Below are 12999 nucleotides of genomic sequence, written 5' to 3'. Positions count from 1 at the left end.
GGTACACCGAGAACCCGCGCCCTCGAACGGTCAAGCGTTTGCCGCCGCCGGGCAGGGCGCCCAAGCCGCATACGCAGTGCGTCGAGCAGGAGTTCGAGGCCGCTCGCCGAGTCGATCGTGCATGAGGGGTGACGGCGATTCCGTCCCGCGGTCAGGGCTCGAGGTAGGCAGAGAGGTTCGACAGGGAGGACGTGAGCCCTTCGAACTCGACCTCCTGCAGGCGCACGACGAGCCCAGCGCTTGAACGCTCAGTCCTCCGCGACCGCGCGTGAGAGCGTCTCGCCGCGGAAGAATGCCGGGCGCTTGCGCCACTGCCAGAGCATGATGACGACGCCCGAGAGCAGCACCACCATGCCAAGCACGAAGACGAGACCGAGCCCTGCGACCGACGAACCCGATCCGTAATCGGGGTCCATGCTGTCGATCAGGGTCGTGAAGAACAGCACGCCGAGGATCACGCCGCCGACGAGCGGGAACAACAGCGTGAAGAAGACGTTGCGCACCGAGCGGAACCACACCGAGCGGAAGAACCACACGCATGCGAACGCCGTGATGCCGTAGTAGAAGCAGATCATCATGCCGAGGGCGGTGATCGTGTCCCACAGCACGTTCTCGCTCACGAAGCGCATGACCGCGTAGAAGGCCGATGCCACGATCGCCGAGACGATCGTCGCGTACCCGGGCGTGAAGAAGCGCGGGCTGACCGTCGCGAACTTCTCTGGCAGTGCACCGTAGTGCCCCATCGCGAGCAGCGTGCGGGCCGGCGAGACGAAGGTCGACTGGAGTGAAGACGCCGAGCTCGTGAGCACGGCGAGCGAGACGAGCACCGCGAGCGGCCCGAGGATGGGGCCGGCCAGGTGGAAGAACACGTTGTCTTGGATGTCGGGGTTGCCGAGACCGAACTCGCCGGTGCCGACGCCCGCGAAGGCGATGAGCGAGACCGCGATGAGCAGGTAGAGCACCACGATCGTGACGACGGTGATGGTCGCCGCGCGGCCGGGCGTCTTCTCCGACCCGCGGGTCTCCTCGTTCATCGTGAGCGTGACGTCCCAGCCCCAGAAGATGAAGATCGAGAGCGAGAGGCCTGCCGCGAACGCCGAGAACGACTCGACGGCGAAGGGGTTGAACCACGACCAGTCGATCGCAGTCCCATCGAACGCGTCGCCGTTCGCGACCTCGACGAGCGCCGCGACGGAGAAGATCAGGAGCACGAGCACCTGGAAGCCGACGAGCCAGTACTGCAGCTTCTGCGTCGTCTGCATGTCGCGGTACGAGATCCAGGTCGCACCGAGCATGAACAGCAGGCACACGACGACGTTGACGAGCGGGTTCGCGGCGATGCCCGCAATGTCGGGATTGCCCGAGATCTGCGAGATCAACAGGAACAGGAAGTCGACCGCGATACCGGCGAGGTTCGACAGCACGAGGATCGTCGCGGCGACGAGCCCCCACCCGGCGAGCCAGCCGACCCATGGCCCGAACGCACGGGTCGCCCACGTGAACGAGGTACCCGAGTCGGGCATACGGCGGTTCAGCTCGCGGTAGCCGAAGGCGACGAGCAGCATCGGGATGAAGCCGACGAGGATGATCGCCGGCACCTGCACCCCGACCTCCGACACCGTCGGGCCGAGCGCAGCCGTCAGCGTGTACGCGGGCGCGATGCACGAGATGCCGATGACGATCGCGCCGATGAGGCCGACCGATCCGGCCGAGAGACCCTTCTTCGAGATGCCGTGTTCGGAGCCGTCGATGGCGCGAGACGCCTCAGTGAGCGGCGCGGTCGGTTCTGCGGGATGCGTCATTGCGGTCTCTTCCAGTGGAAAGCGTGCGCCGGGCGTCTTCAGTGGGTCAGCGTGCGCCGGGCGTCGCGGTGCGCGGCACCACGATCATCGGCACCGGCAGCTCGCGCAGCATCTTCGCCGCCGTCGAGCCGAGGAACAGGCGGCTCGACGTCGCGAGCCGGTTGGAGCCGACGAGCACGAGCTCGCCCGCGTGCCAGTCGAGCGATTGCACGGCGGCCTCGATCGTGGCGCCCTTGGCGGTGACGACGGTGGCCTCCACGCTCGCTGGCAGCGCGAGCCGAGCGGCGAGCAGCACCTCTTCCGCGTGCACGGTGCTCGTCAGGTCGGCGAGTTCCTCGTCCATGCCGGCCGGCAGGTCGATCGAGACGAGCGAGAGCAGGCGCAGCGGTGCGTGTGTCTGGCGTGCAAGGCGAACGGATGCCTCGAGCAGCCCCTCAGCGCCAGGTCGCGTGCCGACCGCGGCGGTGATGCGGGTGACGCCCTGTCCGGGCGACACCTCGCGCGAACCAGCCGGGGCAAGCGCGACCGGCACGTCGGAGGAGTGCAGGAGTTCGTTCGCGACCGAGCCGATGCGCGAACGCCCGAGGATGCCGCCGCGCGCAGCGCCGACGACGATGAGCATCGCCTCGAACTCGTGCGCGGCCGCGATGAGCCCCTCGGCGAACGACTCCGCGTAGCGGATGTGCAGCGACTGGGCAACGTCGTCGCCGAGCGCGGCGGAGGCCTCGGCCAGCCACGTGCGCGAACGTTCTCTGAGGAACCGTTCGTATCCGGCATCCGTCGGCACGACGCTCGTGCGCGCCTCGCTCGGCAGCACGATGACGACCTCGAGCACGGCCTCGCTCGCTCGCGCGATGCGGGTCGCGAGCGCGAGCGCGTCGGCGCCGCTGTCGTTGGCGATGTAGCCGACGACGATGCGGGTGGGCATCACTCGCTCCTGAGAATCTCGGCGGCGACTTCGCGGCCGACGCGGATGGCACCGTCGACGTGCTGGTAGCCCTTGCCTGCCATGTCGGAGCACGAGAAGTGGATCGGCCCGACCGGCGTGCGGAGGTCGGCGCCGTAGCGAGCGAGCCCGCCCATGTCGAAGCTCGCGGCGTAGGCGCCGCGCGTCCACTCCTCGGAGCCCCAGTCGCTCTCGTAGTAGACGACCGGGTTCAGCGTCTCGGGGCCGTAGTAGTGCGACATCGACTCGAGGATCTTGGCCTTTCGCTCCGCTGCCGTGAGCGAGAAGACACCGTCGGCCTCCTCGTCGGACACGAAGCCGACGAGCGTGCCGCGCGGGTCATCGTGGTTCGTGTTGTCGTAGGCCTCGTGGCACAGCTCGTACGGGCTGAACGCGGTGCCGCTGAGTCCGGCATCACGCCAGAACGGCGTCTCGTAGACGGCGTGCACCTTGATGACGAAGCCCATCGAGAGGTGCTGGTGCAGCTGCTGCTGGCGACGCGGCAGCGGCGGCTCGTACGAGATGCGGCTGATCAAGATCGGCGGCAGCGCGAGCACGAGGTGCTTCGCGTGCACCTCGAGCGAGTCCGTCACCGCGACGACGCCCGACGTCGGTGCATCCGGGCTCCAGCGCACCGTGCGCACGGGCTGGCCGAGGCGCACCGCGTTGCCGAGACGATCGGCGAGAAGCAGCGGCACCTGCTGCAGGCCGCCGATGACCCGCTTGTCGAGGATGAAGTCGGCGTCGACGAGGTTCGAGAACGAGCCCGCGGATGCCGCCATGAGCAGCGCCTGCAGCGCCGAGAACGCGTGCGCGGGCTTCGTGAGCATGGCACCGGCGATGAACATGGCGACGTTCAGGCGCGCCTCGAGGTCGTCGGTCTGGGTCTCGAGCCAGTGCGCGAACGAGATCTCGTCGAGCTCCTTTGCGCGCGGGTGCGCCCACGGCCGGTCGGGGTCGATCTCGGCCACGACGGCGTCGAGCTTCTCGATGAGGCCGACGATCTCGTTCTCGGTCTTCGCCGGCACCGGGAAGATGTCGCCCTCGAACCTCTTCAGCACGCCGTCGGGCCCGATGTAGACGTTCTCGCCCTCGCGGTAGCGCGAGTACGTCTCGAGCCCGAGTTCGCCCAGCGTCTCGATGAGCGCGTCCTGGTCGGGCGAGACCCACTGTCCGCCGATCTCGAGCATCGCGCCGTCGATGTCGTCGGTCCAGAGGCGGCCGCCGATACGGTCGCGGGCCTCGAGCACGACGACGGACTTGCCGGCGTCCTTCAGCCGGTTGGCGGCGGTGAGTCCGGATGCCCCGGCGCCGACGATGACGACGTCGCAATCGATGCGTTCCATGGTGTGTGTTCCTTCGTTCGAGTTCGCTGGTCGAGGAGGCCCGCCATGGCCGTCTCGAGACCCGGTTGAGCAATGCGGGGTTTCGAGACGGTCGCTTCGCTCCCTCCTCAACCCGCAGGACTCGTCAGCTCACCGGGATGAGCGTGTACTTCGTGTCGAGGTACTCGTGGATGCCCTCGAGCCCGCCCTCACGGCCGATGCCCGATTGCTTGATGCCGCCGAAGGGAGCTGCGGCGTTGGAGACGAGGCCCGTGTTCAGGCCCATCATGCCGGTCGCGAGGCGGTCGATCATGCGGTGACCGCGCGCGAGGTCTTGCGTGAACACGTAGGAGACGAGACCGAACTCGGTGTCGTTCGCGAGGCGCACGGCCTCGTCTTCGGTCGAGAACGTCGTGATGCCGAGCACCGGGCCGAAGATCTCTTCACGCAGCAGGCGAGCGTCGGCCGGCACGGAGCCGAGCACGGTCGGGGCGTAGAACGTGCCCTCGCCTTCGATCGGGCTGCCGCCGACGAGCACCTTCGCGCCCTTGCCGACCGCGTCGCTCACGAGCTCGTCGGTCGAAGCGACCGCCTTCGCGTCGATGAGCGGGCCGATCGCGATGCCGTCTTCCGTGCCGCGGCCGACACGCATCGCCCGCACCCGCTCGGCGACCCGGCTGCCGAACTCCTCAGCGATCGACTCGTGCACGATGAAGCGGTTCGCCGCGGTGCACGCCTGCCCGATGTTGCGGAACTTCGCGAGCATCGCACCGTCGACGGCCTTGTCGAGGTCGGCGTCGTCGAAGATGACGAACGGGGCGTTGCCGCCGAGCTCCATCGAGGTGCGGAGGATTCCCTGGGCCGCCTGCGCCATCAGGCTGCGGCCGACCTCGGTCGAGCCCGTGAAGCTCAGCTTGCGCAGGCGCGGGTCGGCGATGATCGGACCCGAGACCTTCGACGACGTCGACGTGGCGATGACGTTGACGACTCCGGCCGGTAGGCCCGCTTCTTCGAGCAGTTGCACGAATGCGAGGGTCGTGAGCGGCGTGAGGGCCGGGGGCTTGATCACCACGGTGCATCCGGCCGCCAACGCCGGGGCGATCTTGCGCGTCGCCATCGCGAGCGGGAAGTTCCACGGCGTGATGAAGAACGACGGGCCGACGGGCCGCTGCGAGACGATCATGTGGCCGGTGCCCTCGGGGTTCAGCCCGTAGCGGCCCGAGATGCGCACGGCCTCTTCGCTGAACCAGCGCAGGAACTCGCCGCCGTAGGCGACCTCGCCACGCGCCTCGGCGAGCGGCTTGCCCATCTCGAGCGTCATGAGGAGCGCGAACTCCTCCTTGCGTTCCTGCAGCAGATCGAAGGCGCGGCGCAGCAGCTCGCCGCGCTCACGCGGAGCGGTCGCGGCCCACTCGTCTTGTGCGGCCACCGCGGCGTCGAGGGCGCGGATGCCGTCGGCGACGGAGGCGTCAGCGATCTTCTTGATGGTTTCGCCGGTCGACGGGTCGGCGACGGCGAGGGTCTTGCCGCCCTCGGCGTCGACCCACTCGCCGCCGATGAAGAGCCCGCCCTTGACTTTGTCGAGCACGGTGGCTTCCAGTGTGGCGTCGGTCATTGCTCTGTTCCGTTCACTCGTGGTCAGTTCCTTCTCGAGTTGCCCAAGTATGGCCGAAGTCGGGCAACTCGATTCCGATCAGGGGTACAGGCCGCGGAGCTTGTGTGCTTCGGCGACGCGTTCGACGGCGAGCGCCGTTGCGGCGGTGCGAAGCGAGAGCCCCCGCGCCTCGGCGTAGCCCAGCACGTGCTGCCACGCACTGAGCATCCGCTCCTCCAGTCTGGACTCGACCTCGTCGGCGCGCCACCAGTAGGCCTGGTTCGCCTGCACCCATTCGAAGTACGAGACGATGACGCCGCCCGCGTTCGCGAGGATGTCGGGCACGACGAGCACGCCGGCCTCGCGCAGGATGCGGTCGGCGGCCGGCGTCGTCGGTCCGTTGGCGCCTTCGACGACGACCTTCGCGTGCACTCCCCCGGCGTTGCCCTCGTGCAGCACGCCCTCCACGGCGGCCGGCACGAGCAGGTCGACCTCGAGGGCGAGCAGCGCCGCGCCGTCGAGCGCCTCAGCGCTCGCGAAGCCGACGACCGATCCGGTCGCCCGCACGTGTGCGGTGAGCGATTCGACGTCGAGGCCGGTGGCGTTGAACACCGCACCGTACTGGTCGCTCACCCCGGTGACGGAGACGCCGGCCTCGGAGAGGAACCGCGCGGCATCCGCACCGACCTTGCCGAAGCCCTGCACGGCGGCGGTCGCCCGCGTCGGCTCGATGCCCGTGTGCCGCAGCGCCGCGAGCGCGATGTGGGTCACCCCGCGGCTCGTCGCCGACGCGCGCCCCTGCGATCCGCCGAGCGAGATGGGCTTGCCGGTCACGATGCCGGGCACCGTGTAGCCCATGTTCACCGAGTAGGTGTCCATGATCCAGGCCATGGTCTGCTCGTCGGTGCCGATGTCGGGCGCGGGGATGTCGCGCTCCGGGCCGATGATCGGCAGGATCTCGCTCGTGTAGCGGCGGGTCACGCGCTCGAGCTCGGCCATGGAGTGCTCGCGGGGGTCGATCGCGACGCCGCCCTTCGCGCCGCCGTACGGCACGTCGAGCAGGGCGCACTTCCACGTCATCCACATCGCGAGCGCCCGCACCTCGTCGAGGTTCACGCTCGGCGCGTAGCGCAGGCCGCCCTTGGCAGGACCTCGCGAGAAATTGTGCTGCACGCGGTAGCCGAGGTAGAGGCGGCTCTCGCCCGAGTCCATGCGCAGCGGCACGGCGACGCTCAGCTCGCGGCGCGGGGTCGCGAGCATCTGGTGCAGGCCATCGGTGTAGCCGAGCAGTGAGATCGCCTCGGCGAGCTGCGAACGCGCGTCGGTGAGCGGGGTGGCGATGTGCGCGGCCGCAGCAGCCGGGCGAGCGGTGTTCGCTGAGCCTGTCGAAGCGGCGGCATCCGTTGCGGTCGACGTCGTCGTCGCGAGGAGGTCGGTCATGCCGTCACTGCTCCCTGAGCCTGTCGAAGTCCTTCCGCGACGACGCCGAGGCCGTCGACGAGCAGCTCGTCGGAGATGGTGAGCGGCGGCAGGAATCGGATGACGTTGCCGTAGGTGCCGCAGGTGAGCACGACGACGCCGTTCGCGTGGGCGTGCTTGGCGACCGCGTTCGTGAGCGCCGCGTCGGGCGCGCCGGTCTCTGGGTCGACGAGTTCGATCGCGACCATCGCGCCGCGGCCACGGACGTCACCGATGCGGGGGTCGGCGGTGCGCAGTGCGTTGAGACGGCCGATGAGCACGGCGCCGATCTCGCGGGCACGCTCGATGAGGTCGTCTTCTTCGTACGTCTCGATCGTCGCGAGCGCGGCGGCGCACGCGAGCGGATTGCCGCCGTAGGTGCCGCCGAGGCCACCGGCCATGGCGGAGTCCATGATCTCGGCGCGGCCGGTCACCGCCGAGAGCGGCAGGCCGCCCGCGATGCCCTTCGCCGTGACGACGAGGTCGGGCACGATGCCCTCGTGCTCGCTCGCGAACCAGGCGCCCGTGCGGGCGAACCCGGTCTGCACCTCGTCGGCGATGAAGACCACGTCGTTCGCCGCGGCCCACTCGACGAGGGCCGGGAGGAAGCCGGGGGCAGGCACGATGAAGCCGCCCTCGCCCTGGATCGGCTCGATGATGATCGCGGCGAGGTTCTCGGCGCCGACCTGCTTCTCGATGACCGAGATGGCGCGAGCCGCGGCATCCGCACCGCTCAGTCCGCCGTCACGGAACGGGTAGCTGAGCGGGGCGCGGTACACCTCGGAGGCGAAAGGTCCGAAGCCGCTCTTGTACGGGATGTTCTTCGCGGTGAGGCCCATCGTGAGGTTCGTGCGGCCGTGGTAGGCGTGGTCGAACGCGACGACGGCCTGCTTCTTCGTGAAGTGCCGGGCGATCTTCACGGCGTTCTCGACGGCTTCGGCGCCCGAGTTGAAGAGTGCCGAACGCTTGACGTGGTCGCCGGGGGTGAGGCGGTTCAGGGCTTCGGCGACATCGACGTACGAATCGTAGGGCGCGACGGTGAAGCACGTGTGGGTGAAGGCGTTCAGCTGCGCAGTGACGGCCTCGACGACGCGGGGGTTGGCGTTGCCGACACCGGTGACGGCGATGCCAGAACCGAGGTCGATGAGCGAGTTGCCGTCGGCGTCGACGATGACGCCGCCGCCCGCGGCGACCACGGAGACGGGGATGGTGGTGCCGACCCCCGAGGCGACGGCCTCGGCCTTGCGGGCCATGAGCTCCTGCGAGCGCGGGCCGGGGATGGCGGTGACGAGACGGCGCTCCTGTGCGAGCGCGGGCCCTCCGGCGATGGTGGCCGGGTGGACCGGGGTGTCGACGAGAGTCATGGGTGCTCCGATTCGAGGTGACGACGGTGGCTTTGCGGCCATGCTAGGTCGCGACCCGCGGATGCCCCAGCGCCCGTGTGTACACTCGGAAACAGTTTGCTGGACACCATGTACACCGTGCGTCCGCTGACCGAGTAGGCCCGCCAGGGCCGAATCGAGGGTCCCGCGACGGGTCTCGATACGCTCCTCCGTCGCTACTCGACCGACGGAACAAGAGGAGACCGCCGTGCAGCCCACCGTGCAGACCCTGCTCGACCAGCCCGAGCTCGCGCTCAGCCTGCTCACCCCGGTCTCCGACCTTCCCGACGGTGCTCTCGCAGCACCCGTCGTCTGGGCGCACAGCTCGGACCTCGCCGACCCCACCCCGTTCCTCGACGCCGGACACGTGCTGCTGACGACGGGCACCCAGTTCGGCGACGATGCCGAGGCCGACTTCGCCGCAGCCTACGTGCGACGACTGCTCGAGACGGGCGTCGCGGCCCTCGGCTTCGGCACCGAGGTGATCCGCGCCGGCACCCCCGAGTCGCTCGCCGAAGCCTGCGCCGCCCAGGGCCTCCCCCTCTTCGAGGTGCCCTACCGGGTGCCGTTCATTGCGATCGTCCGCAGGGTCGCCGACCTGATCGCGCAGGACGCCAACGCCCGCCGCACCTGGGCATTCGCCGCGCAACGCGCGATCTCGCTCGCTGCCCTGAGACCCGACGGACTCTCCGCGACGCTCGTCGAGCTCTCCCACCGCATCGGCGCCTGGGTCGGGCTCATCGACGCGACCGGGTCCCTCGACCGTGAGGCGCCGTCGGGCGGGCTCGACCAGCCGCTGCTCGGCGAAGTCGTCGGCGAGGCGCGCTCGATGCTGCGGCGCGGGCAACGTGCCAGCCGCGCACTGCGGGCGGGCGAGTCCACGGATTCACCGCAACGGATGACGCTGCAGACGCTCGGCAGTGGCGGAGCGCTCCGCGGGGTGCTCGCCATCGGCGACTCGGCCGAGCTCGACCAGGCCGGTCGGGAGGTCGTCACCTCGGTGATCGCCCTCGCCGGGCTCGCGCTCGAGCAGAACCGAGACCTCGACCGGGCGCGCGGCCACTTGCGCTCAGGCCTGCTCCGCGGCATCCTCGCCGGCGACACCGCCCTCGCCGAACGGGTCGCGACCGAGATGTGGGGGCCGCTTCCGGTGGCGCCGGTGCGCATCGCGGTGACGGATGCCCCGCTCACGGGCGTCGACCGCCTCACCGAGTTGCTCGAGCTGCGGGTCGACGAGCGGGGCGGCCGGCTCTTCTTCGGCCGCGACGACGAGCAGTTCGTGCTCGTGCTCGAGGAGTCCGACGCCGCGCTCGCCGCGGAGCTCGCGACCGAGTTCGAGCTGCCCGTCGGGCTCTCCGACCCGGTCGGCGCGGGCGGCATCGCGGTCGCCCACGAGCAGGCGCTGCGGGCGCTCGAACGCGCCCGCGAATCGGGCTCGGGCGTCGTGCTGTTCGACGAGATCAGCCGTCAGGGCGTGCTCGCGTTCCTCGCCCGCACCGACGCCCGCGCGGTCGCACTCGCGACGCTCGCCCCGCTCGCCGAGCACGACGCCGCGACCGGCACCACCCTGCTCGCCACGGCGCGAGCGTGGCTCGAGCACGGCGGCCTATACGACGCCACCGCGCAGGCGCTCGGGGTGCACCGGCACACGGTGCGCAGCCGCATCGCGCACGCCGAACGGCTGCTCGGCCGCGACCTCTCGGGCTTCCATGCGCGCGCAGACCTCTGGGCGGCGCTCCTCGCCGTCGACTGACCCCGTCTCGCGCGTGCGCGTCAGCGCGTCAGGGCAGGTGATGCCCGCGCTCGCGCGCGATCAGCTCGCGGTACCAGGCGTACGAGTCCTTCGGCGTGCGCACGCCCGTCGCGAAGTCGACGTGCACGAGCCCGAACCGCTGCGTGTAGCCCTCGGCCCACTCGAAGTTGTCGATGAGCGACCAGAGGTAGTAGCCGCGCACGTCGACGCCGAACTCGATCGCGCGACGCACCGCGGCGATGTGCTCGTCGAGATACGCGATGCGCTGCTCGTCGTGCACGGCGCCGTCGACGAGCTCGTCGGGGAACGAGGCGCCGTTCTCGGTGATCACGATCGGCGGCAGCCGGTCGCCGTAGTCGTCTTGCAGCGAGACCAGCAGGTCGGTGAAGGCCGCCGGCACGATCGGCCAGTCGAATCCGGTGACGGGCACGTCATCGAATTCGACGGGTTCGAACGGCAGGCCGGCGACGGCGAACTCGGAGTCTGCGGATGCCGCGGCGACCCGCGTCGGGTTGTAGAAGTTGACCCCGTAGAAGTCGAGCGGCGCACCGATCACGTCGAGGTCGCCGTCTTCGAGGCCCGGCATGGATTCGAGTCCGAATCCCGAGAGGTCGGGGTAGGCGCCGGTGAGCACGGGGTCGGCGAAGATGCGGTTGTACACGAGGTCGAACGCACCGGCGGCGAGCCGGTCGCCCGGGGCATCCGTCGCCGGCACCACCAGGGTGTGGTTGTTCGTGATGCCGACTTCGGCGCTGCACCGCGCACGGATAGCCGCGACAGCGAGGCCGTGGGCGAGCAACTGGTGATGCGCGGTCGGCAGGGCGCCCATCATGAGGGCGTGTCCAGGGGCCTGGGTGCCGAGGGCGTAGCCCTGCAGGGTCGTCATCGCGGGCTCGTTGAGGGTGATCCAGCGGCCGACGCGATCGCCGAGCCGGTCGACGACGAGCGCGGTGTAATCGGCGAAGTGTCGGGCGGTGTCTCGGTTGAGCCAGCCGCCGGCGTCTTCGAGGGGCTGCGGCAGGTCCCAGTGGTAGAGGGTCGGCACGGGTGCGATGCCGGCGGCGAGCAGCGCGTCGACCAGTCGCTCGTAGTAGTCGAGCCCTGCCTCGTTGGCCGGCCCGGTGCCGCCGGGCTGCACGCGCGGCCACGCGATCGAGAAGCGGTAGTCGTCGACGCCGAGCCCTGCGAGCAGCGCGACGTCGTCACGGAAACGTCGGTAGCTGTCGGCGGCGACCTCGGCGTTCGCCCCCTCGAGCACGCGGCCCGGGGTGCGCGTGAACACATCCCAGATCGATTCGCCGCGGGCATCGGCACTCGTCGAGCCCTCGATCTGGAACGCGGCCGTGGCGGCGCCCCACCGGAATCCCTGGGGGAACGGCGGCAGCTCGGCCGTGTGATTGGAGGCGGCGGCAACGCCCATGGGAACCTCGCTGTTCGTCGGCAGTTCACGGTCAGCGGATGCCGCGGCATCCGTTCGCCCGAAGTGGGACGCTCGACCCACTCTGGCCACCTTAGGCCCGCGAACCCGATCAGGGAAGAGTCGTCACCGACTCACCAGCCGGGTGGTGGCGGCAGTTCAGCGAGGTCGGGCCACTTCAGCTCGCCGGACTCGAGTTCGCCGACGAGCCCCGCCATCCATTCACGCTCGGCGGCAAGCCTCGCCCGCTCGAACTCGGATTCGACGAGCAGGATGCGGGGCACGTTGATCGCCTCGGCGAGATCGCCTGCGAGCCGGGCGAGCTTCAGCTCGATCGCGGCGACGCGCGCACGCAGGGCGGCCATCGCCTCGTCGGGTCCGAGCACGCCCATGAACGAGAGCGCGGCGTAGGCGAGCGTGGCGTCGGGTTCGGGCGTGGCGAGCAGCAGCGTGACCCTCCGGCGCAGGTCGGCGCGGCCCGCGTCGGTGATGTCGTAGCGCACGCGTTCCGGCCGACCGGCCGACTGCTCAGTGCCCACCTCGGCGATGAGACCGGACTTCTCGAGCTTGCCGACGGCGTGGTACAGGCTCCGGGGCAGGCCGGCGACGAAGTCCTTGCGAGTGTCGACCATGAAGCGATGCATGTCGTAGGTGTGCCGCGGACCCTGGCTGAGCAGCGCCAGCACTGCGAGCACCGGAAGATCGCGATCTGCTCGTTGCAGTTGGTCTCGGCTGATCATGACCCTCAGCCTATCCGGTGGACGGCAATACGCATTATTGCATCTTGCACTAATGCGTATTGCATGTCATGCTGGCCTCATGAACGAGCACTCGACCCCAACCTCGACAAGAACCGATCACGCCGGCGTCCTCGTTGCACTCGACCGCATTCGCGCCGCATGGGATTCGGGTGACGCGAACGCCTACGCAGCGGAGTTCACCGACGACTCGAGCTACGTGATCTTCGCCGGCCTGCACGACCTCGGGCGCGACGCCATCCGCCGCGCGCACGTTCCCGTGTTCGCGAAGTGGCAACGGGGCACCCGCATGTCCATGCAGGTGCTCGACCTGCGATTCGTCGGCCCCGACGTCGCCGTCGTGCTCACCGACGGCGGCATCGGCAAAGGCGCCCGCATCCGGCACGACAAAGTGCAGACCTTCGTCATGGTGCGCGAGGGTGCGACCTGGCGATGCGCCGCCTTCCAGAACACGAAGAAGAACCGCCTCTTCATCGCCATGAATCGTCTGGCCGACCGTCACCGCGCTGACCGCTCGCGCCACTTCCGCCCAGCGAGCGCCCGGCGTACGCTGGAGTGATCCGG

General features: G+C 69.7%; 10 protein-coding genes. 2 read left to right on the top strand and 8 right to left on the bottom strand.

What is annotated here, in order from left to right; translation table 11 throughout:
* Positions 1-248: 248 nt before the first annotated feature.
* The 6 genes from AC1C2T_RS06420 to gabT all read right to left on the bottom strand — a co-directional run bounded on the left by AC1C2T_RS06420 (position 249) and on the right by gabT (position 8489).
* Positions 249-1802 (bottom strand): APC family permease, encoded by a 1554-nt coding sequence (locus AC1C2T_RS06420; protein ID WP_495384658.1) that lies wholly within the window; start codon positions 1800-1802, stop codon positions 249-251.
* Between the two features lie 46 nt (positions 1803-1848).
* Positions 1849-2730, bottom strand: coding sequence for a universal stress protein (locus tag AC1C2T_RS06415; RefSeq protein ID WP_495384657.1), 882 nt, complete (start codon positions 2728-2730; stop codon positions 1849-1851).
* A complete protein-coding gene (locus AC1C2T_RS06410) occupies positions 2730-4094 on the bottom strand; it encodes a flavin monoamine oxidase family protein (RefSeq protein WP_495384656.1) in 1365 nt (454 codons plus the stop codon). The genes AC1C2T_RS06415 and AC1C2T_RS06410 overlap by 1 nt, the downstream gene beginning before the upstream one ends.
* A 124-nt stretch (positions 4095-4218) precedes the next feature.
* The gene (locus AC1C2T_RS06405; RefSeq protein WP_495384655.1) at positions 4219-5688 is read right to left on the bottom strand and encodes an NAD-dependent succinate-semialdehyde dehydrogenase; all 1470 of its coding nucleotides are present in this window, start codon (positions 5686-5688) and stop codon (positions 4219-4221) included.
* Between the two features lie 78 nt (positions 5689-5766).
* Positions 5767-7107, bottom strand: coding sequence for a Glu/Leu/Phe/Val family dehydrogenase (locus AC1C2T_RS06400; RefSeq protein WP_495384654.1), 1341 nt, complete (start codon positions 7105-7107; stop codon positions 5767-5769).
* Positions 7104-8489 (bottom strand): 4-aminobutyrate--2-oxoglutarate transaminase, encoded by a 1386-nt coding sequence (gene gabT, locus AC1C2T_RS06395; protein ID WP_495384653.1) that lies wholly within the window; start codon positions 8487-8489, stop codon positions 7104-7106. The genes AC1C2T_RS06400 and gabT overlap by 4 nt, the downstream gene beginning before the upstream one ends.
* A 226-nt stretch (positions 8490-8715) precedes the next feature.
* On the opposite strand from gabT, the gene AC1C2T_RS06390 reads away from it, so the two are divergent.
* Positions 8716-10260: a PucR family transcriptional regulator gene (locus tag AC1C2T_RS06390; protein WP_495361097.1), complete on the top strand. Its 1545-nt coding sequence runs from the start codon at positions 8716-8718 to the stop codon at positions 10258-10260.
* A 28-nt stretch (positions 10261-10288) separates the two neighbouring features.
* Here the strand turns inward: AC1C2T_RS06390 and AC1C2T_RS06385 are convergent, their stop codons facing one another.
* Complete coding sequence (locus AC1C2T_RS06385) at positions 10289-11761, bottom strand: GH1 family beta-glucosidase (protein WP_495384652.1); 1473 nt, start codon at positions 11759-11761, stop codon at positions 10289-10291.
* 50 nt (positions 11762-11811) lie between these two features.
* The gene (locus AC1C2T_RS06380; protein WP_495384651.1) at positions 11812-12417 is read right to left on the bottom strand and encodes a PadR family transcriptional regulator; all 606 of its coding nucleotides are present in this window, start codon (positions 12415-12417) and stop codon (positions 11812-11814) included.
* Between the two features lie 79 nt (positions 12418-12496).
* Between AC1C2T_RS06380 and AC1C2T_RS06375 the strand changes: the two genes are divergently transcribed.
* Entirely contained in the window at positions 12497-12994 is a 498-nt protein-coding gene (locus tag AC1C2T_RS06375; RefSeq protein WP_495384650.1) for an SgcJ/EcaC family oxidoreductase, read from the top strand.
* Positions 12995-12999: the final 5 nt, after the last annotated feature.

The organism is Agromyces sp. Y558 (assembly GCF_059445415.1).
Note: the sequence above shows the minus strand (reverse complement) of the source record. Positions and strands in the feature narration are given on the sequence as shown.

Excerpts from the sequence above, each read along its gene's own strand:
- AC1C2T_RS06420 (WP_495384658.1), bottom strand. The coding sequence starts at position 1,802 with ATGACGCATCCCGCAGAACCGACCGCGCCGCTCACTGAGGCGTCTCGC.
- AC1C2T_RS06415 (WP_495384657.1), bottom strand. The coding sequence starts at position 2,730 with ATGCCCACCCGCATCGTCGTCGGCTACATCGCCAACGACAGCGGCGCC.
- AC1C2T_RS06410 (WP_495384656.1), bottom strand. The coding sequence starts at position 4,094 with ATGGAACGCATCGATTGCGACGTCGTCATCGTCGGCGCCGGGGCATCC.
- AC1C2T_RS06405 (WP_495384655.1), bottom strand. The coding sequence starts at position 5,688 with ATGACCGACGCCACACTGGAAGCCACCGTGCTCGACAAAGTCAAGGGC.
- AC1C2T_RS06400 (WP_495384654.1), bottom strand. The coding sequence starts at position 7,107 with ATGACCGACCTCCTCGCGACGACGACGTCGACCGCAACGGATGCCGCC.
- gabT (WP_495384653.1), bottom strand. The coding sequence starts at position 8,489 with ATGACTCTCGTCGACACCCCGGTCCACCCGGCCACCATCGCCGGAGGG.
- AC1C2T_RS06380 (WP_495384651.1), bottom strand. The coding sequence starts at position 12,417 with ATGATCAGCCGAGACCAACTGCAACGAGCAGATCGCGATCTTCCGGTG.
- AC1C2T_RS06375 (WP_495384650.1), top strand. The coding sequence starts at position 12,497 with ATGAACGAGCACTCGACCCCAACCTCGACAAGAACCGATCACGCCGGC.